Origin of the sequence: Pedobacter aquatilis (assembly GCF_032678405.1) — a bacterium.
In the GTDB taxonomy this organism is placed as follows: Bacteria; Bacteroidota; Bacteroidia; order Sphingobacteriales; family Sphingobacteriaceae; genus Pedobacter; species Pedobacter aquatilis_A.
In genome coordinates, this window is record NZ_JAVTSJ010000007.1 from 135,555 (window position 1) to 160,300 (window position 24,746).

The window sequence follows — 24,746 nt, forward strand, 5'->3', positions numbered from 1 at the left end:
TATAAAAATAAAAATTTAACAAATTATTTAACATATGTATTATTAATCATGCTGTATTTTTAATAATACTTTATTGTGAATATTTTTTAAAATATATGTTGACAATGAAAAGATAATTGCCTATAATTGAGTAGATAAATCGTTTTATCTCTAACCAACTAAAAATATGCATCCCAGGATTATACAATTCAGTATTTTCTTTAGCTACATTATCAAGACATACTCGTGTCTTTCTATTTCCTATATACTTTGTCTGTATTGCCCCTTTAAATCAGCTTTTTTAATTAAACAACCAAAATTTCAATTTATTTAATCTTTTACTAAAACGTTTTATGAATCACAATTAATTAATATATAATTTTTAACTAACCATTTACTAAACCTAATCCTAATGAAAATGAATCTACTCAAGATTTCAGGGCTTGCTGCGCTTTTTTTGCTCCATAGTCCTGCTTTTTCAATGACTCCGGGAGGCAAAGAAATGCCTTATTTACCAGGAGAAAAGCTTCCTCTAAATGTCATTAAAAGCAAAGAAGTGATTACCGGAACGGTACTCGATGAAAAGAGCCAGCCAATGCCCGGTGTTGGTGTTAAAAACCTCTCAACGGGTAAATCGGCAGTAACAGATGCTTCCGGTAAGTTCACCATAGAGGCCAGCCAAAAAGATATATTACGTTTTTCTTTTGTGGGCTACCAGAATAAAGATGTAGCGGTGGGTACACAAACAAATTTAAGTGTGAGTATTGTTCCTGCTGAAGCCAGTAAACTGGATGATGTTGTGGTAATTGGTTATGGAACAGTAAAGAAAACAGATTTAACCGGTTCAGTTGGGGTAGTAAAAGCCAGCGAACTTCAGGAACGTCCTGCAGCTTCACTAAATCAGGCGCTTGCAGGAAGAGTCTCGGGTGTTCAGGTGAATACCAACTCTGGTAGGCCAGGCGGACAAACCAATATCCGTATTCGTGGTTTTAGTTCAATTAATACCAGTAATAACCCACTTTTCGTTGTTGATGGAGTTGCCTTGCCGGTAGGTTCACAAACACAGAACAGTAACGCGATTGACTATATTAATCCAAGCGATATCGCTTCGGTGGAAGTGTTAAAAGATGCGTCATCTACAGCAATATATGGTGCTAGAGGTGCAAATGGGGTTATCTTAATTACAACAAAGAAAGGAACAGCGAATGCACAGCGTATTACATATGATGCAGATTTCTCTGTAAATACCTTGGCAGCCCACCATGTTAAAATGCTTGATGCGTACGAATATGTTAAAGTACAGGATTTAGCTTACGATAATATTAAGGTTTACGACCCGGTAGGCTGGGCAGCTGGAAACTATGCTTCAACGCCAGTACCTAAAGCGGCCAGGGCAGCAATACCAACGCTTTTTGATAGCAATGGTAATCCTTTGTATAATACTGATTGGTTAAAAGAATCAACACAAAATAAGTTATCACAAAACCACCAGTTGGGTTTTACCGGTGGTAATGAGAACAACACTTACGGGGTTTTTGCAGGATACCGTGACGATGAAGGATTGTTGAAAAACTCATACCTGAAACGCTACTCTGCAAGATTTAATTTTGATAGTAAAATTAAACCATGGTTAAAGGTTGGTGGTAATTTAAGTTATAATAACCAGGATGAGAATATTGTAGACCAGGGTACAGGCGGGTTGAATTCAGTTCGTATGATTACTGAAGCATTCCCGTTTTTACCTATTAAAATGCCTGATGGCAAGTGGGGCGATAATAAACTCATTCCATGGGCTGAAGGTGGCTCCAATCCTGTTCACATCCTGACTGATCAGAAATATGGTATTATTACCCAGACCATGCTTGGAAGTTTATACAGTACCATTAGCTTTTCTAAAGATTTAGAATTCCGTACCCAGTTGGGATCTAACGTGGTAAGCAGGAACATTAATGAATATAATGCAAAGTTGTTGTATGGTATATCAGATGGACAAAATGGAACGGCTAACATTACTAATGACAGGGAAACATTCTGGTCGATAGAAAATTATTTAACGTATAACAAGCGTTTTGCAGAATCTCATTCCATTAATGCCTTATTAGGTATTTCGTGGCAAGCCAGCAACTTTTTCAGCAATACCAGCCATGCAGAAAATTTTGTAACAGATTTTTATGGCGATAACAACCTGGGTTCGGGAAGTAAATCGATCAGTGTTGGCTCAAGCAGAAGCCGTTCGGCCTTTAACTCTTATTTTGGCCGTATAAATTATGCTTTCAAAGATAAATACCTGGTAACCGTTACAGGAAGGGCAGATGGTTCATCTAAGTTTGGTGAGAATCACAAATACGCGTTCTTCCCTTCCGCTGCAGTTGCATGGAATGTATCAAATGAAGATTTCCTTAAAGGAAATAAAACCATTTCTAATTTAAAACTACGTACAAGTTATGGCTTAAGTGGAAATTCAGAACTTCCGGCTTATCAATCATTGGCTACCTTAGTAAACAACTCGGCTATTATTAATGATAGTAAAGTAACCGGTATCGGTATCGGCAGACTTGCCAACCCTGATTTGGTTTGGGAAAAAACAGCACAATACGATGGTGGTTTGGAACTAGGCTTATTCAATAACCGCATCAATTTAGAAGCCGATCTTTATTACAGAAAAACAACTGACATGCTTTTGGATGCTCCTGTTCCAAGATCTACAGGTTACGCCGTAATCCGTAAAAACGTTGGTTCAATGGAGAATAAAGGCTTAAACCTTGGTATTAACACTGTCAATATTCAAAGTGAAGATTTTACCTGGAAAACAAGCTTCAATATTTCGTTAAACAAAAATAAAGTTTTATCGTTAGCTACCCCTGATGATATTTTCGGTGTGGGTAATCCAAATTTCACCAATCAAACGGGTATTATCCGTGTAGGTGAGCCAGTTGGTTCTTTCTGGGGCCTTGTTCGTCTTGGTACCTGGAGTGAAGCGGAACGTGCTGAAGCGGCCAAATATGTAAGTTACCGTGGAGGTAAAACACTTTTACCGGGAGATATCAAATATCTTGATGTAAATGGTGATAAAGCAATAACTGATGCCGACCGTCAGATTATCGGTAATGGAACACCAAAAGGCTGGGGTTCATTGTCTAACTCTTTCCGGTATAAAAACCTGGATTTAGTTGTTGAGTTACAGTATTCTTATGGTAATGATGTTTTAAACATGACCCATCACTCAGGCGAAGACAGACAAGTGCAGGCAAACAGCTTTGCAAGTGTTTTGAATGCATGGACTCCTCAAAACCAAAACACACCAATTGCGGCAATTCGTGATCAGGCTGCTGGTTACGTAACCAATGTTGATACACACTGGCTTGAGGATGGTTCGTTTATCCGTGGAAAAAACATTTTATTGGGTTATACCTTTAATTCTGCCGTTGCTCAAAAATTACGTTTAAACAGGCTTAAAATTTATGCTTCGGTTCAGAATTTCTTCCTGGCTACAAAATATACGGGAAATGATCCGGAAGTAACCACCTACGGAAATGTATTTGCTCAGGGACAAACATTTTTTGATTATCCAAAACCAACTACTTTCCTTCTGGGCTTAAACATTGGATTATAAATAGTATTAACCGATAAGATTATTAAAATGAAAATCAATATAAAAAATATCTTTTTGTTACTGCTGCTAAGTGGGGCAGTAATGAGTAATTCCGGATGTAAAAAGTTTTTGGATGATACAGATCCGACAAACTTATCTCCCTCGAGCTTTTATACGCTACCAGAGCATGCTGAAGCCGGTATCGCTGCTGTTTATGCAGAAATCAGGTTTATTGGCGGTGGTGCAGGTATATTTTCGAACAACTGGCAGATGTATGATGCACCTACCGGTATGCAGATTACTGAAACGGCTCAGAACTCTGATTTAAACAATTTATATTCCCTTATTTATGATGGTTCAAACCTTCATGTTAACCAGAACTGGAATGGTTTTTACAAGGTAATTGCCCAGGCAAACCTTGTTCTGGATAAAGTTCCAGGAATTAATCCGATGGATGGTGCGCAAAAGAAAAGAATTCTGGGTGAAGCATCTTTTCTAAGGGCATGGGCCTATTTTTACCTTGTTCGTTTATGGGGTGATGTTCCGTTGATCGTTAAACCAATCAGCAGTCCGAGTGATCCGAATTTCTCGCCTGCGAGATCAACCCAGGAACAGGTTTATAAGCAGATTGTGGATGATTTAATCTTGGCAGAGGCAGCGGGCCTTCCATATATGGATGCGAGCGGAAGGGTTTCAACTGCCGCAATAAAAACACAACTGGCAAAAGTGTACCTTACTATGGCTGGTCAGCCTTTAAATAAAGGTGCTGCATACTATAAACTTGCTGCCGATAAATCGAAAGAGGTGATCGATTATGCAACGGCAAATCCATCAAGTCTGGGGCTTTTTGCTAATTATGCAGCCATTCATGATGCTAAAAATGATAATAAAACAGAGCATTTGTTTGGTATTCAGTATAATGACGCTGCAGGTTCAGGTAATCCGCTTCAGTCTATCTATTTGCCATTACACCAGCCTTTGGTTTCGAAAATCGATGGAATTGGTACTTCTATTCCAACTGCCGATTTTTATGCTTCATACGAAGCAGGAGATTTAAGAGCAAAAAATCGCGATGGTTATTTCTTTACGGATTATTATACTGATGGTTTCAAACTTCCATTGATTAACCGTGGTAAGCCTTATATTTTCAAACATTTCGATTTAGTAGCAAATGGTACATTGGGTGTTGAAGGTACAAGCAGAAGTGACTTGAATATTCCACAAATACGTTATGCAGAAACTTTGCTAATTTATGCTGAAGCACAAAACAGAGCTGATGGTACACCGAATGCGGCTGCCTATGCTGCAGTAAATGCGATCAGAAAAAGAGCCCAGCTTGCAGATTTAGCTGGTTTAGGCCAAACGCAATTTGAAGAGGCTGTTTGGAAAGAGCGCTGGCACGAGCTATGTTACGAAGGTATCTTATGGTTTGATATGCTCCGTTTACGCAAAGCATACAATGAAAGCACAAACAGCTTTGACAATTTTGTTGGGCACATTAATAAAAGTGTTAATCAACCTTTACAGGCTAAAAACCTGTTATTCCCGATACCAACACCTGAAATTAAGAACAACCCTAAACTAACCCAAAACCCGGGTTATTAAAATACTTAGCGGTGAAGAGGGGTTGCCTTTAGGGGCATCCTTTCTTTTTATTATTTTACATCAACCTATAATAACAAAAAAGCGCCCATGATTTCAATCAGGGCGCTTCTTTATTTGCAATTAATTAAGCTGTAACACTTAATTTTTCTATTTCTTTTACAATTAAGCTTTCCAGTTGCGTTGAGGCTTTTATTAATGGTAACCTAACGGTATCACCACAAATATTCAAATGCTTAAGTGCAGCTTTAACGCCAGCAGGATTACCCTCGGCAAAAGCTAATCGCGTAAATTCAACGAGGCTCAAGTGAGCAGGTAAAGCAGCCTTGAAATCTCCTGCAAGACATAGGTTTACCATTTCGGAGAATTGTTTTGGTAGGGCATTAGCGATTACTGAAATGATGCCTGAAGCACCTAAAGCAACCATAGGTAAGGTAATTGGATCATCGCCTGAGATTAAAAGGAAATTTTCAGGCTTATCACGCATAATCTGGTTAAATTGATCAAAACTTCCTGAAGCTTCTTTAGTGGCAATGATGTTTTTAAAATCGTGCGCCAGTCTGCAAGTAGTTTCCGGGCTCATGTTACTCATTGTACGCCCAGGAACATTGTATAAAATCAAATCTAAAGGAGAGACTTCAGCAAGGCGTTTGTAATGCTGGTAAATACCCTCCTGGGTTGGTTTGTTGTAATATGGACTAACCGAAAGGATTGCGCTATAGCCAGTAGCGTCAAAAGCTTTAATGTCTTCGGCAACAGCTAAAGTATTGTTTCCGCCAATTCCGGCAACCAATGGTAATCTGTTATTATTGATTTCAGCAGTATAGGCCCACACCTTCTTCTTCTCTTCCTTAGTCATTGTAGCGGTTTCGCCGGTTGTGCCTAAAGAAACGAGGTAATCTATCCCTCCATCTACCAGATGATTAATCAGGTTTTTTAAACCATTATAATCAACTGTTCCATCTGTGTTAAAAGGTGTAACTAAAGCCACACCTGTACCCTGAAATTTGTTCATTTTTATTAATAATTATTGAATTTTGAATGAGTAAATGATTGAATGTTTAATATTCCATTATTAGTTACATCAATCGCTCGTTCATTTATTTTATCATTTCCAATAATTCAGCATCGCTGATGATTGGAATATTTAGCTTGTTTGCTTTTTCGAGTTTTGAGGGGCCCATGTTATCGCCGGCAACCAGGTAGTTTAACTTGCCCGAAATACCACTTAAAATTTTGCCCCCATTTGCTTCGATTAAGTCTTTTAACTCATCTCTGCTATAGTTCTCAAAAACGCCCGAAATTACGAATGTTTTTCCAATAAGTGTATCACTGTCAAGCGTTATTACCTTTTCTTCAATTTCAAAGCGCAATCCGGCGGATTTTAATAATTCTATTTGTGTTAAGTGCTCAGTTTTTCCGAAATATTCAACAATGCTTTCTGCAATGCGTTGCCCAATTTCGTCAATTGCGGTTAATTCTTCCAGGTTTGCTTTAGCCAGGTTGTCGATGTTTTTAACACCTGCCGCCAGTTTCTTAGCCACCGTTTCGCCAACGTAGCGGATGCCTAAGCCAAAAAGAACCTTCTCGAAAGGCATTTCTTTTGATTTTTCGATGCCTGATAGCATGTTCTCGATAGAACGTTCACCGAACCGATCGATAGCTTTTAACTCCTCAGATTTCTGATAGAGTGTATACAAATCGCTGATGTGGTTAATCAAGCCTCTTTTGAAAAAAGTTTCAATTGTTTCATCACCAAGCCCATCAATGTTCATCGCTTTACGTCCGATAAAATGCTGTATTTTACCTACAATCTGCGGTGGACAGCCTTCATCATTAGGACAGTAGTGGACAGCTTCTCCTTCCTTTCTAATCAGCTCGGTACCACATTCAGGACAATTATGAAGGTAGTGGACTTTCTTAGCATCAGCTAATCGTTTGTCGAGATTTACCTTAATGATTTTTGGAATGATCTCGCCACCTTTTTCAACAAAAACAGTATCTCCTTCATGCAAATCCAATCTTTCTATTTCGTTTGCATTATGGAGTGTTGCCCTTTTAACCGTCGTGCCTGCGAGCAAGACAGGTTTTAAATTCGCAACCGGTGTTACCGCTCCTGTGCGCCCAACCTGATAAGTTACTTTTTCAAGTATGGTTTCTACTTCAGCTGCTTTATATTTATAGGAAATTGCCCAACGTGGAGATTTTGCCGTAAAGCCAAGTTCCTGTTGTTGTGCATAGCTGTTTACCTTGATTACAATACCATCGATATCGTAACTCAATTTGAAACGTTCATTTTCCCAGTGGTGGATGAATTCCAGTACATCATCGATGTTTTTAACCAGGCGATTGTGTTCACAAACGTGAAAGCCCCAGTCTTTAACTGCATTCAAACTTTCCCAATGTGTTTTAAATTCATTTTTGTCGGTATAAAGAAAGTAGATGAAACCATCAAGCGGGCGCTTGGCTACCTCTTTACTATCCTGCATTTTTATAGTTCCGGAAGCAAAATTTCTTGGATTTGCATAAGGAATTTCGCCAAGCTCCTCCCGGGCGGCGTTCAGTCTTAAAAAAGCCGCTTTGTGCATGAAAATTTCGCCACGTATTTCAAAGTGCTCCGGTGCATTGCTGGTTTTTAGCTGATGTGGGATGGTATGAATGGTTTTTACGTTATTGGTCACATCATCACCTTTTGAACCATCACCACGGGTAACTGCTCTTAAAAGTTTACCATTTTCATAAGTAAGGCTGATGGACAGGCCATCAAACTTTAACTCACAAACATATTCGAAATTATCGCCTATAGCCTTTCTGATGCGTTCATCAAAATCGCGTAAATCCTGCTCATTATAGGTGTTGCCCAAGGAGAGCATTGGGTATTTATGCTGAACGGTTACGAAGTTTTTGGTGATGTCGCCGCCAACCCGCTGTGTTGGAGAATTCGGATCTGCAAACTGAGGATTTGCAGTTTCCAGATCGGCAAGATGCTTAAGTTTTTTATCAAATTCAAAATCGCCAATGGTTGGCATTGCCAGCACGTAATAATTGTAGTTGTGCTGGTTTAATTCGGCCACGAGGGCATCCATTTCTTCTTTTACTGCAAATAGCGACATGGAACAAACTTAGATAAAAATGTTGTTTTTAACATAATTTATTGCTTTGCTGCATTTGCAAATTTCCACAAGTCAATTCTATCCTAGTTTCCTTCTATTATTGATGATAATTGTACCCGTTAATGAAATGGTATTTGGTTGTCGGGCATTTTTATAGCCAGAAAAGCTTTCTGGAGGTATTTAAAACGTACTTTTGTCGCTTCATTGTTGGGCTAAGAACGTGTCGTATAACCAAAAGTCTTTTTTCTCTTCTATCGTTTATTTCTTTTTAGGCGAATATTTTTCTGATGCTTTACGCAATACGCTGGCCATCGTTTTACCGATTTTGCTTTTCTTTTTTTTAGGGAAGCCTGAAATGGGCTCTGGTATTGGCGTGGGTGCACTATTATTAAGCCTCACAGATTTCCCTGATAATCGTTTAAATAAGTTTAAAACGGCGATTTACAGCCTGCTAACATTCTTCTTAATTACGCTAACCATTTCTTTTTCCCTCAAAAGCTTTTACCTGATGGCAGGAGTAATGGTCGTTTCAGCTTTTATATTTTCGATGTTTGCTGCCTATGGCAACCGGATGGCACTGATTGGAACGATGGCAATCATTGTATGCTGCTTTGTGATGGGATTGCAGCCGAAGCACCCTTTACTTTTTAGTACCTATATGCTGGTTGGGGGTATATGGTATTATTTGATTACGCTATTGCAAATCTGGATTTTTCCTTTCCGTTCGCTTCATCATGCAGTTTTCGAATGCTTAATGAGCAGTGCCTTGTTTCTTAAAGCAAAGGCTAAGAATTACGACCCTGAAACCTATTTCGACGATTCACAGGCAGAAATTATTAAACTTCATCATAAGGTAAACACCAAGCATGAACTGATTAGAAATCTGCTGCTTACAGATAAGCTGGCCATGCACCCAGAACATAGAAAAGGGCAGGTTTTGCTAGGCAGGGCTTTGCTATTAATTGATTTATATGAGCAACTAAATGCAGTGCATTATGATTACGCTGCGGTGCGAAAAGTTTTAGAAGGAACAGGATTCTTACCACGCATGAAAGCTATTGTCGATTTCCTCGCAAAGGAACTCGAAACCCTCGCTGGAGAAATGCGTATGGGAAAGGCAGGTAAAGTGAAAGATTCATCTTATCCGTATCAACTACTTATGGATAATTTAAAAAATGATTCAGAAAAGCTTAATCCCGCTCAGCAGGAAATCATTGAAGCTTTTTTTACAAATACAAAGGCCGTGAGTAAGCTCCTGGATATGCTTCGTAATAATGAATTACCTCAGCATAACAGTAAGCGCTTGCTTGGAAATGAAATTGAATACCAGGATTTTTTAAGCAAAAACAGCACTAAAATTTGGGAACATCTCACATTTAGCTCTCCGGTATTCAGGTTTTCGTTGCGGCTGGCCATTTGTTTTCTGTTTGGCTTCTTTCTGATTCTGAAACTCGATTTAAGCAGGTATAGTTATTGGTTATTCTTAACGATAGTAGTGGTGGCAAGGCCTAAATTTACCATCACCTGGAAAAGGAATTTAGAACGTATTAGCGGTAGTATGGTGGGGATAATTACTGGCTTACTTCTGGTTTATCTGGTTAAAAGCCCCACAGTTTTATTAAGTGTTTCAGTAATTTTTCTTCTAGGTTTTTTTGCTTTTAACCGATTGTATTATGGCTTGAGCGTAGTTTTTATTACCCTGGCAGTTATTCTTACGCTTTCGGTTTATCATGGCCATTTCGACATGATTGTCCATGAAAGGGTACTGTATACCATTATCGGGTGTTTAATTGCGGTAGTGGCTTCCTACCTTTTTCCCATTTGGGATAGTTACCAGTTAAACGCTAAAATGCAGCAGGCATTAACTGCCAGTGAGATATATTTAACAGCCGTGTGCAAACCTGCCGGCTTTACTAATGAAAATGCAGAAAGGCTTGCCAGAAAGAATGCAAACCTAACGCTATCGGATTTAGCTGAAGCTTTGGCCCTCGCTAAAAAGGAACCGTTTAGCCATCGTATGGGCCTGGATAGATTTTATGTCAGGCAGGTTTTACTCTTCAATATTAATGCTTTGATTACTTCCTTTTATCTCTCCGAAGAAAAAACTTCTGTTAATCAATCATTGATAAATGCTATTGTTTCAAATTTCCAGGGGAACAAGATAAATCCTATTAACGATTTGGAAAAAGATTTAAATGCTAAGGATATGAAATTGAAACAGATTTTGGTGCTCGCCGAAAAGCTTCATCGCTAATTAACGCTTAGCTTTAGTCCTTTCTGATTGCCGACTTATCCTGAATTTGATTTTTATAAAACCTTATCTGTTTTTACGATGTTGAAAATAGAAAAGACCGCTTATGAGAAGTACTGCTACGAGAAAAAATATTAAGGATGAGTTATTGCTGGAGGGATTAAAGGCTGCGGGAAGTGCAGTGGGAATTCACTATGGAAAAGGTAAGATTAAAAAATCTGTTTCCCGAAACCTGAGTATGGTTGATAGCCTCATGACAGCTGCTTTTACCAGAAAGGGAAGCGTTCCTTTCAAATCGCAAAAAGCCATAGAACTGGGTAGTTTAGGTTTTATTGCCTTATACAATATTGTTAAGGGTGTTAAGAAGAACCGTCGTGGTTTGATTGCCGAAGGTATATTTCTTTCCCTGGCTTTGGGTGCCGTAATTTTAGCTTCAAATATTCAAACAAAGAAAACCGATGGACCGCTAAAACTTAAATAGGCCCGAAATAATGGTCAGGTAAGTTGAGCATCTATTTGATTGAAGATGGTCATGAAATCCTTTTCAAGTATTTCTTTAAATAATCCAAGCTGATAGGTAAGCTCCGCCAGTTGCTGTTCATTCAATGTTTCAGGCCATAAACGCATGCAAATACGGTTTAAGGCATAGCTGACGTTTTCAAGTTTCTGATAGCTCAATAGATATTTACTACTGATAAATTGTTCGAGGAACCTGAAAAATACTTCAGGGCTTTTAAAATTACAGTGCGCCAGAAAATCGCTAAGGGAATCTTTATTTACCGCATTTAGACTATCGTAAAACTGATTAACCTGAACCAGGTTATGTTCAATTAATAAATGGTCTAACAAAAGCTCAAGGCCAATATGTGCCAGAAATGAGGGTCTTACATGCGTATTTTCGACTACAGGAACGATTAAATGTTTTAATGCAGTCGTTTTTTCTAAAAAGAATTCTGAAGAGTGAAAAAGTAAGTCAACGGCTAAGTGTTTCTTCCAGCCTGCAAGTAAGGCCTCTTCATCAGTATTGCCTTTAAATAAGAATTCATTTTTCTGTGGATACAGGTTTGATTCCTTTGACGCATTTTTTACCAAATCAGGCAGTACAATACCCATTACGATATTGGCATCAGTATTTAACCGGTCGAAATAGTAATGGGAAAGGAAATTCATTCTGTAAATATAGTTTTTAAAACGGATTGATTTATTTAGCCTGATTTTCTTAACCTCCGGATAACAATTCAATAATGGGCAACAATTTTAGTATGCTTATTTCTGCTTTCAGCTTTAGGCGCAAAAAACTATCTTTGCGCAATTAATTTTATACCATGACAAATTTTGTAGAAGAGTTACGTTGGAGAGGCATGTTGCACGATATTATGCCGAATACTGAAGAAAAGTTAAATGAAGGTATGACTTCTGGCTATATCGGTTTTGACCCTACCGCAGATTCGTTGCATGTTGGGCATTTAACGCAAATCATGACGCTGATTCACTTTCAGAATGCCGGCCATAAGCCTTTCGCTCTGGTAGGTGGTGCAACAGGTATGGTGGGCGACCCTTCGGGAAAATCTGACGAACGTAACCTGCAAACACCTGAAATGGTAGAACATAACCTTGCAGGAATGAAACGCCAGCTTGCTAAATTCTTGAAATTTGAAGATGCTGGCAATGGCGCAGTAATGGTTAATAATGCGGATTGGTTTAAAAGCATGAACTTTTTGGATTTTATCCGCGATGTTGGTAAGCACATTACAGTAAACTACATGATGGCGAAGGATAGCGTTAAAAAACGTTTGGAAGGCGATACCGGAATGTCTTTTACAGAATTCTGTTACCAATTGGTTCAGGGTTTTGATTTTTACTACCTGTGGAAAAACCACAATTGCGTGGTGCAGATGGGTGGCTCAGACCAATGGGGAAATATCGTTACCGGAACAGAGTTAATCAGAAGAAAAGATAGTGGAACAGCTTATGCAATTACCACACAGTTAATAAAAAAGGCCGATGGGACCAAGTTTGGTAAAACGGAAAGTGGTGCCATCTGGCTTGATGCTGAAAAAACTTCGCCATACAAATTTTACCAGTTCTGGTTAAATGCTTCTGATGATGATGTTAAAAAGTGGATCAGAATTTTCACTTTGAAAACGCAATCGGAAATTGAAGCACTGGAATTGGAGCACGATGCCGCACCACACTTAAGGGTGTTGCAAAAAGCATTAGCAGAAGATATAACCGTGAAAACCCACTCTGCTGAAGCTTTGGAAACAGCAATTAAAACATCGGAATTCTTGTTTGGCAATGGTTCGCTGGAGTTTTTAAAGAGCTTATCTGAAAATCAGGTTTTGGAGATGTTTGAGGGCATTCCTCAGTTTAAAGTTTCGAAAACTGAATTGGCACTCGGTATAGATGCCGCAACTTTATTGGCGGAGAAAACTGCTGTTTTTCCTTCAAAGGGCGAAACCAAGAAGTTGATACAAGGCGGGGGTGTTTCGGTGAACAAAGAAAAGATCGCAGATATCAATCAGGTGTTTAATACAGAAAATCTGATTAATGATCGCTTTATTGTAGTTCAAAAAGGGAAGAAAAACTATTTCCTTTTGATAGCTGAATAACTGGAAAGTAATAATATTATTAAGGAAAAGCGTCGATTTGTTGACGCTTTTTTTATTGCACTAATAAATTGCAACCCCTGAGATCGGCATTATCAAAACGGCCTAAAACTTCAAAACTGCCATCAGGATTTATTCGGCCTAAATCTTGCGTAGCAATGAAAGCACAGGAATTAATATTTGCCAGATCGATAACGTTTATGCCTCCTGTTCGGCCCTTGTCGATTAGGGTTAAAGGGTCGTTTGTATCGCGGATTAACACTTTCATCCAGTTAGGGCAATTGAAAATCCCTTCGCCTAAAGAGTAGGCCTGCGATAAAAGTTCGGTCATGCCATATTCACTATGGATAGCATTAATGCCAAAACCTTTCGTTAACTGTTCGTGTAATTCTTCCCGAACCATTTCCTTACGCTTTCCCTTCATGCCGCCGGTTTCCATTACAATTAAATCAGGGAAATTAAGCTGATAGGTTTCAATAAAATCGAGCAGTGCATAAGTTACACCAATCAGAACGGTTTTCTGTTTACGTGATTTTAAATTGTTTAGGGTTTCATAAAGTTCATCATGGTTATATAGAAAATAACCGCTTTCAGCATGTTTGCTTTTTGCGATCAAGTCGTTAACCATGTAAATTAACGAAGAACCAGCCCGTTGCTGGTAGGATGGGAGCAAGGCTAAAAAGCAATAATCTTCGATATTTCCATAAAACTGATCGAAAGCCTGAAGGTAGCTCTGCTCATAAAGCTTTACATCAGTTACCAGGTGGCTACTCTGCACCATTCCTGTAGTTCCAGAGCTGCTGAAAGTTATTTCCACCGGCTTGGTATTACTTAGCACACGATGTGTTTTGAAAAAGCTAATGGGCAAAAATGGAATCTTTTCTATACTTTTTACCTGCTGGGGAACAATGCGCAAATGACGCATGTATTCCGCATAAACCGCACAGTTTTCTGCCTGATGCCTGAACACAGCTAAAGCAATCGCTTCAAATTCTTCAGGATGCTGAATGGAAAAGATTTTTTCGGGGGTAAAATTCACAAGGGCAAAAGTACAAAGGCTTATGCTATTTTTTCGTCAGTTTTTTTTACCAGCATCGCTTTGCGGAAATGATAACCACAATAGCCGCTTATTCCAGCCACAAGACCACTTAATAATCCGGTAATCACTAATAAAATCCACCATATTTTTACACCTGTCATTACCGCTACGCGTGAAGCCAATACATTGTCGTTTGGAAGGCTCTTGAATAATGCATAGCCAATCCATAAAAGGAATATCGCTAAAAATGATTGCCAAAAGGCTATTTTACCCGTTTTGCCAATGATGCCACAAGTTGCAAACGAAATAACGATAATTACCCACCATGGGGCTACCATCTGTAAAAGAAAACAAATTATTAATATGACGATGAAAACCATTTTTAGCTATTTAGAGATTTTTAAACGAGAGATTATTTGCCCAGATTTATCATCAGGCGATTGCATATAGAACAAATCGTAAAGTTTGCCATTGGCCCAGGTATCAACCATGTTGTCGTAAAACTTACTGCCCGGGTTTCCTGATTGACCACCAGGATATACCCCATGGCCTTTAGGTGTTTTACCAAGTTCTATAACCATTCGCCAAGATGGGCCGTTACTTTCACTAATGGCATTAATTGTACTTTTGGCGCCACCGATAAGTAATACCTTTGAACCGAAGCCCGGTATTTTTGCAAGGTGAGGAACATTGGTTTGTTTAACATTTGCCCAGTTCCAGTCTTTGTTTATGGGGCCGAATCTACGTTCTAAACTATCGCAGCTATATTTAAACGCTTCGTTAACCAGATCGGCCAGGGTTTCTTTTGCAGGCGTTTTAATGTTATCAAACCATTTGGCATTAGGTTGTTTTAAGATCATTTCCACTGTTCTGTCTCTTGAAGGATAACGCATCGGGATGCCTTCAACTTCAAATTCATCGTTCCAGATATCAAAACTTAATCGCTTGGTCCATATTTCGAAAACACTGGCGGCTATTTTATCGGCATCATAACGCTTATCCCATTTGGAAACATAGCTTAATGCTTCTTTCTGTGTTGCATTCAACTGTTCGCTGTTAATCAAAGGCATCAGGGCTGGTAAAAGATTTTGGGCCATAATGCTATAATTATCGGTTTGCATCAGGCGGATACTGTCTGCCGTAGCTTTATTCATTGCTGCAAGTCTGTCGTTTATGCGCTTTCCACGTTCGTAAGGCGAAAACTCCCAGTTAATGTAATAAGGATAAGTGGTATCAGTGGAGGATTGATTAGCAGAACTTACGAAACCTCTTGGCGGATTCTTAACTGTTGGGTTCTGAGCAGCAGGAATCCAGCCTTGCCAATCGTAGGCAGGGTCGGTGCCATCCAGAATAAATTTACCCTGGTCTTTCCATTTGAGCGGAAACTTACCATTTGGGGTAATGGCAATGTCATTATCAATGCTTGCAAAGATGAAATTCTGAGCAGGCGCAGTATAAAAAGTTAGTGCTTTTCTATAATCATCATAATTTTTACCCCTGTTCAGGTAGTAAAAAGTCATCAGTTCATTTGATTCATCATGTGCAATCCATCTTAATGCATCGCCAACAGGAACATTGTTTGCCCTGCCATATTTAGGTTTTTGAAAATAAACAACGGGGCCATGATGTGTATAATAAACCGTATCTATTTCATCTTTAGCGCCGCGGATTTTTATGGTTTCAAGCCTGGTTTTCGTAGGCTTCCAGGCATTATTATACCAATATTCTTTATGTGAATCGTCTTTGAACTTTATCTGGTAAAAGTCCAGTACATCGGCAGCAACATTGGTTACGCCCCAGGCAATTTTACCATTGAAGCCGATAATCACCCCCGGTGCACCAGGAAGTGAAACGCCATAAGTATTTACACCAGGCGCATGTAACTGAATCTGGTACCAGATAGATGGAAGTGTTAAATCCAGGTGTGGGTCGTTTGCTAAAATGGGATAACCCGAAGCAGTTTTAGCACCTGATAATGCCCAGTTATTACTTCCGATCCCTTCAATTTTTTCTTTTGTTTTTACCTCACCTGTTTGCGCTTTTGTAAAAGATTCAGGTGTTTTAGGGATAGCCAGTGGCGAAAAGTTCCATTTTGTACCTATCGGGATAATCGGGTCTTCGCGGAAAGGGTAATCTGGGAAAAGATCTTTTGTAACCTCGGGGCCGAACTTTTTCAGGATATTAGTCATGTAAAATTCATCAGAACCCATGGCCAGAACAGCCGACATCTGTTTTAACAGCAATGCGCATTTTACGGGTGACCAATCCTCAGGTTTAAAGTCGAGGATTTTATACTCTATCGGATAATTAGCCTTTGATAATGTTTTGATATAGGCATTGATGCCTTCCGTATAGGCCAGGATCATTTCTTTGGCTTTAGGATCGGCCATCATTCCTTTTAAAGAATTTTCTGCACCATAAACCATACCCATCCTGCGCTGATAGCGGTCAACTTCAATAGCTTTTTCCCCAACAACTTCGCTGATTCTTCCGGCGGCAAAACGGGTTTGAAAGTCCATTTGCCATAAACGGTGCATAGCCGTAACATAGCCCTGTGCCAGATAAAGATCGTGGTCATTATTTGCAAAAATATGGGGAATCATTCTATCGTCGAAAACAATTTCAATCTTATCAATCGCACCTTTAATTTTTGCTTTATGGTTAAACATAAAATGGTTATTCTCGGCATTTTGCCAAAATCCCATAAATGGATTTAAGAATTTTAGCAAAGGTGGTGTGCTACCAAGTTTTGTATTGAAAAGAAATGCGAGTGTTATTGGGATTAAAATGCAGAAAAGAGCCTTAAGTTTATTCATAAATGGTTAGCTAGAAATCAACATTACATAAATTATTTGCCGGATGACAATATGCAAATTACGACAAAAATATCTCAATCAAAATTAATAATTTCAATTGAAATTATTATGCTAACATAATTTGTATAATTCAAAAAAAGGATTTAAGTTTAAGTAACTAAATAAACACTAACCAAATTTATTAACGTTTATGAGCAAAATCTTTACACAAATCATCCGTGTGTTTGTACTTGTTTGCCTTACCGGGTTTACGGTAAATGCGCAAAATATAACGGTAAGCGGTACCGTTAGAGACAAGCAAAGCAAAGAGCCACTGATTGGGGTAACCGTTACGGTAAAAGGTCAATCAGGCGGTGCTGCTACAAATGCCAGCGGTGCATTCAGCTTTACAACTTCAGCGAAGGCACCTTTTACTTTGGTGAGCAGTTATGTAGGCTATACAACTGTTGAGCAATCGGTAACAGGAAATACTACGGGTTTAAGCGTTGAAATGGAGGCTGCGGCTTTATTGGGCGGTGATGTGGTGGTTTCTGCATCCAGAACGCCTGAGCGTATACTCGAATCACCGGTTTCAATTGAACGCATGAGTGCCGCCTCGATTAAGGAGATAGCAGCGCCATCTTTTTACGATGCCTTAAATAATATGAAAGGTGTTGAAACCAGCATGCAGAGTTTAACATTCAAATCAATTAATACCCGTGGTTTTAACTCAAATGGAAATACCCGTTTTAATCAGTTTATCGATGGCATGGATAACCAGGCACCTGGATTGAATTTCTCGGTTGGAAATATCGTTGGTATTACAGAACTTGATGTAGATAATGTGGAGTTGCTTCCTGGTGCTGCCTCTGCATTATACGGTGCAGGTGGTATAAACGGTACTTTACTAATGACTTCTAAAGATCCTTTTAAATATCCCGGAGCCAGTTTTCAATATAAAACAGGCGTAAACCACGTAAACGATAATAATAGCAGTGTACAGCCATTTAACCAGTTGGATGTTCGTGTTGCAAAAGCATGGAATAATAAATTCGGATTTAAGGCTGCCTTCTCTTTTGTTCAGGCGAAAGACTGGTATGGTACAAATACTGCAAATTTTGATAGGGTTGCCAACAGCGTAAAGCCTGGCGACAGAAACTCTGATCCGGGTTATGACGGCGTAAACGTTTATGGTGATGAGGTAAATTCAAACCTGTTGGGAGCTGCAAGATCAGTTCAGGCTGCTTTCCAGGCTTCGTCTCCTGCAGGTTTCGCGGCATTTAATAGTTTTATTGGTGCAGGATTAACCTATCCTCAGATTGTAAGTACCGTAAATTCCAATCCGGCTTATGCCGCATTAAGACCTGCTTTACCTTATCTGGGTGTTATGTACAGTTTAAACAAAAATACTACACCAAGTCAAACCGTTTCCAGAACAGGTTACAACGAAGCTGATCTGGTTGACTATGATACGAAGTCGTTGAAAACTTCAGGTGCACTTTACTATAACTTTACACCAACGATCCAGGCCATTGCCCAGGCTAACTGGGGAACAGGTACTTCTGTTTACACTGGTTCTGACCGTTATTCTTTGCGTAATTTCAGAATCGGTCAGTTTAAATTGGAATTAAAAGGGCAGGATTTCTTCTTAAGGGCTTATACTACCCAGGAGCGTTCAGGCGATTCTTATATTTCTTCTATCCTTGGAAGTTATATCAATGAGAAAACAAGTCCGACGGCATCTGTATGGTTTCCAACTTACACCATCGCTTATTCTGCTGCAAGGGCTCAGGGTGCCAGTGATGCTGCCGCACAGGCTGCAGCAAGGACAACTGCCGATGCTAACCGGGCGCTGCCAGGGTCGACAGCTTTCGCCACAGCCAAAGAGCAGATCATGAATACAACAATTAGCGCTACCGACCCAAGTAAAGGTATCTATGGCGCTAAATTTGACGATAAAACCAATCTGTATCATTATGAAGGTATGTACAATTTTACCAATGCCTTTAATAATGTTATCGAATTCCAGGTTGGGGCCTCATCAAGAAAATACCAGTTAAGATCGGCCGGAACAATTTTCGATGATCTAAACAGAAAGATTGATATCAATGAATATGGCGCTTTTGCTCAGGCAGGTAAGAAATTTGGAGAGATATTTAAGCTAACCGTTGCTGGTCGTTACGATAAGAGTACCAATTTTGAGGGCCGTTTTACGCCAAGAGTTACCGGTGTATTCACAGTTGCAAAAAATAATAACATTCGTCTTTCATTCCAGACTGGTTACCGTAATCCAACAACACAAAACCAATATATAGATCTTTCTGTAGGTGGTGGTGTTCAACGATTGATAGGTGGTTTACCAGAGTTTTTAACGAAATACGGATTAAACGCTGAAGCAAGTAAAGGTTATACTGAAAGCAGTTACAGGGCTTATCTGGCTTCTGTGATTGGAGGAGCACCAAATCCTGCATTATTGCAAAAATATACTTTCGATGCACGCGGTATACGTCCGGAAAGCGTTAAATCGTATGAAATTGGTTATAAAGGTTTGTTAGGCCCGAAATTATTGGTTGATGCTTATGGTTACTATAATCAATATAAAGATTTCATTACCGCTGTAAATGTGTACCAAAACGTAAATGGCAGTTTCGTGAAATATGGTGTTCCGGTAAATGCTGAAGGTTCCGTAAATTCTTATGGAGCTGCGCTGGGTTTAGATTATCTAATCGGAAAGTATAATTTGAGCGGAAACGTTTCTTACAACCAGATCGGCGATTTACCTGCAAACTATATCAATGATTTCAATACACCGAAAATCAGGTATAACCTGGGTATTGGTAATAAAGAAGTAATCAAGAATTTTGGTTTTAATGTTTCTTATCGCTGGCAGGATGAATTTTACTGGAATTCTTCTTTCGCTGCAGGACAGGTGCCTTCATATAGTACCCTTGATGCGCAGGTTAGCTTAAGAATACCTTCAGTTTTATCTACAATTAAACTAGGCGGTTCTAATATTTTAAATAAATATTATTTCACATCTTACGGAAATCCTGAAGCAGGGGCGATTTACTACTTAGCCTTTACTTTTAATCCATAAAATAAATTAATTAACATTTAGCCCTCATTACGTTGAAAAGTAATGAGGGCTTTTTTATGAAATAGTGCCATTCCTTTTATAAAATATTTGTATTATAGTACTTTCTTAACGAGCTTGTTTTAAGGAAATCGAATTAAATATTTTGAAATTATTAGGATGGAAGAGCAAAACGATAAGCCGAGTCCGGCTAGTGAGCTGATTGAAAAAGAACAGGAAATACAACATTTAAATAACCCTGTTGATATATCAGTAAAACCGATTGTTAAGCAATATTTAGGTGCAGTTAAAAAAGTTAAAAAAGAAGGTAACCGGTTTTATTTTTCCGATGGTGATGCCAGAGTAGAAGTTCGAGTGGTAAGCGACGATATTATTCGTGTGCGACTAGCGCCTCACGGTGTCTTTCTTGATGATTTTTCTTATGCCGTACCTGAGGTTGATCAAAAAGTTTCGGTATTTAAAATGCAGGAGCATGACGATAGTTATACCATTTCTACGCATGCTGTGACCTGTAAAATTGAAAAAGCCAATTTTCATATTTCTTTTTCTGATAATATAACAGGCATGTTAATGGTTGATGATGCCAATTCCATGCATTGGGAAGAAAATACAGATTTTGGTGGTTACTACATTTTTGCAACTAAGAAATGTCATCCTGAGGAGAATTTCTTCGGTTTGGGCGATAAATCCGGAAACTTCAATTTAAGAGGCCGCAGGTTCCAGAACTGGAATACAGATGCTTATTCTTTTGGTTGGAATCAGGATCCTTTGTATCGTACAATCCCTTTTTACATTGGTTTGCATAACCAGGCTGCATATGGTATCTTTTTCGATAATACCTTTAAATCATACTTCGATTTTGGTGCAGAAGATGTAAGTAAAACCAGTTTCTGGTCAGATGGTGGTGAGTTGCAATACTACTACATCCATGGACCGCATATGATGGATGTTGTTAAGCGCTACGCTAGCTTAACAGGTACGCACCCAATGCCACCAAAATGGACATTAGGTTATCAGCAATGCCGCTGGAGTTATTATCCGGAATCGAAAGTTAAAGATATTGCAAAACAGTTCCGTGAGCGTAAAATTCCTTGTGATGCTATCTATCTAGATATCGATTATATGGATGGCTACCGTTGCTTTACCTGGAATAAAAAATACTTTCCCGATCCTAGAAGGATGATTAAAGAGCTTTCTGACGATGGTTTTAAAACCGTTGTGATGATTGACCCAGGGATAAAAGTAGATGATGATTACTGGGTATTTAAAGAAGGAAAGGAAAAAAGATTTTTCTGTCGCAGAAGCGATGATTATTATATGGAAGGGCACGTGTGGCCTGGACGTTGTCAGTTTCCCGATTTTACCAATCCAAAGGTTCGTACATGGTGGGGAAATTTATACAAAGAGCTGGTAGATATGGGCGTTGCGGGTTTCTGGAATGATATGAACGAACCGGCTGTTTTTGGTTCGGGAACGTTCCCCAATGATGTACGCCATAACTACGATGGTTTCCGAGGCTCGCACCGTAAAGCACACAACGTTTATGGTATGCAAATGGTGCGTTCTACCTACGAAGGTCTGAAAAAACTGATGCGTAATAAACGCCCCTTTACCATCACCAGAGCGGGTTACTCGGGTATGCAGCGTTATGCAAGTGTATGGACAGGAGATAACCTTGCCAGCTGGGAACATTTAAAAATGGGTAATATCCAATGTCAGCGTTTATCAGTTTCAGGTGTACCTTTTTGTGGTACCGATATAGGTGGATTTAGCGGAGAGCCTGATGGCGAATTATTCACCCGCTGGATTCAGTTAGGTACTTTTTCTCCATTTATGCGGGCACACTCAGCAGGCGATACCGCCGAACGTGAGCCATGGAGTTTTGGCGATTTTTTCGAAGATATTAACCGTAAGTTTATCGAATTAAGGTATCGTTTAATGCCTTATCTATATTCCGTTTTCTGGGAGCATCATCGTTATGGCTTTCCGATTCTAAGGCCATTGGTTATGTTAGAACAAGAAAACATCAGCAACCATTTCCGTCAGGATGAATTTTGCTATGGTGATAAACTGTTGATATGCCCTGTTTTAGAACAAGGTGCGGTTTCAAGAAAAGTTTATCTCCCTAAAGGAACCTGGTATAATTTCTGGACCAATGAGATTCTTGCAGGAGAAAGTGAACATCTGGTAGAAGCAAAAATAGACAGTATGCCTATGTTTGTAAGGGCGGGGTCGGTAATTCCAGAATATCCTGTAATGCAATATGTTGATGAAAAGGCTATTACAGAAGTAATGCTGAACATTTACAGCAGTGATTATGAGGTAAATTCATTTATGTATGAAGACCATGGCGATACCTTTGCTTATGAGCAGGATATTTACCTGGAGAAAAAATTCACGGTGAAAGGTGATGCTTCAACATTGAAAATAAACCAGGTAACTGAGGGATTATATACGCCTAATTATGAATTCTATGCTTGTAATGTATTGGGCATAAAATTCCAGGTGCGTAAGATTTCTGTTGATGGACGTGACGTAGCAGACTTTTATACCGATGATAAAGGTTGCCTGCACTTTAAATGCAATAAAAACTTCTCTGAAATACAGATTATTAGTCTGTAACAATACAACCCCGAAAACTTTAATTAGCTTTCGGGGTTTAAAATATCTAACCTAAAATAACGATGTCAGCAGCAAAAAAAGCACCCGCTAAACCTGCGGTAAAAAAAACAGCAAAAGCAGCATTACCAGAAATAGATAAAACTTTGCCGGTATGGCCGTACAGCTTATTTACCGATTACGATATCGATTTGTTTTTAGTTGGCAAACATTTTCGCTTATATGAGAAAATGGGTTCACACTTGTTAACAGTAGAAAAAACTTCCGGTGCTTATTTTTCGGTTTGGGCGCCAAATGCTATAAGGGTTTCTGTTGTTGGCGATTTTAATGGCTGGAATACAAATGGACATGAGCTAAACAAAAGATGGGATAAATCTGGAATTTGGGAAGGCTTTATTCCCGGGCTCAAAAAAGGAGATGTTTACAAATATTTTGTAAAGGGTTTCGATGAATCAGCACATTTAAAAGGCGACCCTTATGCCATACGGTGGGAGCATCCCCCTCAAACAGCAAGCATTATCTGGGATACTGACTACAGCTGGAAAGATAAAACCTGGTTAGCTAAAAGACCAAAAGTTAATGCACTCGACCAACCTATTTCGGTTTATGAATTGCATTTAGGCTCATGGCATCGTGATCCCGATAATCCGGAAAGGACTTTGAATAGCCGGGAGGTAGCAAAGGCATTGGTGCCTTATGTTACGGAAATGGGTTTTACCCATGTAGAATTAATGCCGGTAATGGAATTTCCCTTTGCACCAAGCTGGGGTTATCAGATCACAGGCTATTTTGGTGCAAGTTCCCGCTACGGATCTCCACAGGATTTAATGTACCTGATTGAAGAACTGCATAAAGCTAATATTGCTGTTATTCTTGATTGGGTGCCTTCTCATTTTCCTGGCGACAGGCACGGTTTATATGAGTTTGACGGAACACATCTTTATGAACATGCGGATATGCGGAAAGGGTTTCATCCCGATTGGAAATCCTATATCTTTAATTATGACAGGAACGAGGTACGTTCATTTTTAATCAGTAATGCGCTATTTTGGTTAGATAAATATCATGCAGATGGCCTTCGTGTTGATGCTGTAGCTTCGATGTTATACTTCAATTTTTCAAGAGAAGATGCCGAATCGGCAACAAACGAATATGGTGGAAGTGAAAATCTTGGCGCTATTCAGTTTCTGCAGGATTTAAATGTTGCCGTTTATGGTAATTATGAAGGCGTTCAAACCATTGCTGAAGAAAGCAGCACGTACCATGGCGTAACACATCCTGTACATAACGGTGGTTTGGGCTTTGGCATGAAATGGATGATGGGCTGGATGAATGATACTTTAAAATACTTCAAGGTAGACACACTTGGGAGAAAGCATCATCAGAATCAACTCAGTTTTAGTATGACTTATGCTTTCACCGAGAATTTTATGTTGCCGTTTTCGCATGATGAAGTAGTGCATGGTAAATCGCCAATGATTTATAAAATGCCTGGCGATGAGTGGCAAAAGTTTGCAAACCTGAGGGCATTGTATGGTTATATGTATACACACCCGGGGGCAAAGCTGCTTTTTATGGGTAATGAATTTGGCGACACTAATGAGTGGAATTTTACACAATCCTTAAATTGGCATTTACTGCAGTATGCGCCGCATAAAGGTATGCAGGAAACGGTTAAAGCTTTAAATTTCTTATATAAGAAAGAACCAGCTTTATATCACTTTAACTTCAGTTACGAAGGTTTTGAGTGGATTGATGCAGATAATAGCGATGAATCTGTATTTATTTATATCAGGAAAGGACCAAAAGCTAAAGATACTTTAATTGTCGTGCTAAATCTGACGCCTGTTGTACGCGAACACTATAGGATAGGTGTACCTTTTAAAACAAAATGGAAAGAAATCTTTAATTCTGACGATATCGTTTATTATGGTAGTGGAATTAATAACCGTGGAGATATCATACCGAATAAAGAGGGTTCAAATGGCCAGAAATATTCGATTGATATTACTTTGCCGCCATTGGCTGTTTCGATATTTAAGAGCAAATAGTT

14 protein-coding genes are annotated in these 24,746 nt (G+C 39.1%); 8 read left to right on the plus strand and 6 right to left on the minus strand.

Going from position 1 to position 24,746, the window contains the following annotated elements; genetic code table 11:
* Positions 1–397: 397 nt before the first annotated feature.
* Together R2R71_RS18535 and R2R71_RS18540 are read left to right on the plus strand one after the other, a co-directional pair.
* Positions 398–3,592 carry a TonB-dependent receptor gene (locus R2R71_RS18535; RefSeq protein ID WP_316832774.1) on the plus strand — a complete coding sequence of 1,065 codons (3,195 nt, stop codon included), beginning with the start codon at positions 398–400 and terminating at the stop codon, positions 3,590–3,592.
* Positions 3,593–3,619: 27 nt separating this feature from the next.
* A complete protein-coding gene (locus tag R2R71_RS18540; protein WP_316832775.1) occupies positions 3,620–5,176 on the plus strand; it encodes a RagB/SusD family nutrient uptake outer membrane protein in 1,557 nt (518 codons plus the stop codon).
* A gap of 124 nt (positions 5,177–5,300) precedes the next feature.
* Here R2R71_RS18540 and dapA read toward each other — a convergent pair whose 3' ends face one another.
* Together dapA and ligA are read right to left on the minus strand one after the other, a co-directional pair.
* Positions 5,301–6,188 carry a 4-hydroxy-tetrahydrodipicolinate synthase gene (gene dapA / locus R2R71_RS18545; RefSeq protein ID WP_316832776.1) on the minus strand — a complete coding sequence of 296 codons (888 nt, stop codon included), beginning with the start codon at positions 6,186–6,188 and terminating at the stop codon, positions 5,301–5,303.
* A gap of 85 nt (positions 6,189–6,273) precedes the next feature.
* Positions 6,274–8,286 carry an NAD-dependent DNA ligase LigA gene (gene ligA, locus R2R71_RS18550; RefSeq protein ID WP_316832777.1) on the minus strand — a complete coding sequence of 671 codons (2,013 nt, stop codon included), beginning with the start codon at positions 8,284–8,286 and terminating at the stop codon, positions 6,274–6,276.
* A 220-nt stretch (positions 8,287–8,506) separates the two neighbouring features.
* On the opposite strand from ligA, the gene R2R71_RS18555 reads away from it, so the two are divergent.
* Together R2R71_RS18555 and R2R71_RS18560 are read left to right on the plus strand one after the other, a co-directional pair.
* Positions 8,507–10,540 (plus strand): FUSC family membrane protein, encoded by a 2,034-nt coding sequence (locus R2R71_RS18555; protein WP_316832778.1) that lies wholly within the window; start codon positions 8,507–8,509, stop codon positions 10,538–10,540.
* A gap of 103 nt (positions 10,541–10,643) precedes the next feature.
* Positions 10,644–11,018, plus strand: coding sequence for a hypothetical protein (locus R2R71_RS18560; protein ID WP_316832779.1), 375 nt, complete (start codon positions 10,644–10,646; stop codon positions 11,016–11,018).
* A gap of 14 nt (positions 11,019–11,032) precedes the next feature.
* On the opposite strand, the gene R2R71_RS18565 is transcribed toward R2R71_RS18560, so the two are convergent.
* The gene (locus R2R71_RS18565) at positions 11,033–11,707 is read right to left on the minus strand and encodes a hypothetical protein (protein ID WP_316832780.1); all 675 of its coding nucleotides are present in this window, start codon (positions 11,705–11,707) and stop codon (positions 11,033–11,035) included.
* Between the two features lie 155 nt (positions 11,708–11,862).
* On the opposite strand from R2R71_RS18565, the gene tyrS reads away from it, so the two are divergent.
* Positions 11,863–13,149 (plus strand): tyrosine--tRNA ligase, encoded by a 1,287-nt coding sequence (gene tyrS / locus R2R71_RS18570; RefSeq protein ID WP_316832781.1) that lies wholly within the window; start codon positions 11,863–11,865, stop codon positions 13,147–13,149.
* A 52-nt stretch (positions 13,150–13,201) separates the two neighbouring features.
* On the opposite strand, the gene R2R71_RS18575 is transcribed toward tyrS, so the two are convergent.
* From R2R71_RS18575 to R2R71_RS18585, 3 genes are read right to left on the minus strand one after another with little or no spacing between them, the layout of a single operon-like run.
* Positions 13,202–14,185, minus strand: a complete 984-nt coding sequence (locus R2R71_RS18575; protein ID WP_316832782.1) for an acyl transferase — start codon at positions 14,183–14,185, stop codon at positions 13,202–13,204.
* 20 nt (positions 14,186–14,205) lie between these two features.
* Complete coding sequence (locus R2R71_RS18580) at positions 14,206–14,523, minus strand: hypothetical protein (protein ID WP_316832783.1); 318 nt, start codon at positions 14,521–14,523, stop codon at positions 14,206–14,208.
* 48 nt (positions 14,524–14,571) lie between these two features.
* Entirely contained in the window at positions 14,572–17,001 is a 2,430-nt protein-coding gene (locus tag R2R71_RS18585; protein WP_316832784.1) for a penicillin acylase family protein, read from the minus strand.
* Positions 17,002–17,191: 190 nt separating this feature from the next.
* Between R2R71_RS18585 and R2R71_RS18590 the strand changes: the two genes are divergently transcribed.
* The 3 genes from R2R71_RS18590 (at position 17,192) to glgB (ending at position 24,744) form a co-directional block, all read left to right on the plus strand.
* Positions 17,192–20,077, plus strand: coding sequence for a TonB-dependent receptor (locus R2R71_RS18590; RefSeq protein ID WP_316832785.1), 2,886 nt, complete (start codon positions 17,192–17,194; stop codon positions 20,075–20,077).
* A gap of 156 nt (positions 20,078–20,233) precedes the next feature.
* Positions 20,234–22,696 carry a glycoside hydrolase family 31 protein gene (locus R2R71_RS18595; RefSeq protein ID WP_316832786.1) on the plus strand — a complete coding sequence of 821 codons (2,463 nt, stop codon included), beginning with the start codon at positions 20,234–20,236 and terminating at the stop codon, positions 22,694–22,696.
* A gap of 62 nt (positions 22,697–22,758) precedes the next feature.
* Positions 22,759–24,744, plus strand: a complete 1,986-nt coding sequence (gene glgB, locus R2R71_RS18600) for a 1,4-alpha-glucan branching protein GlgB (RefSeq protein ID WP_316832787.1) — start codon at positions 22,759–22,761, stop codon at positions 24,742–24,744.
* The last annotated feature ends 2 nt before the right edge of the window (positions 24,745–24,746 follow it).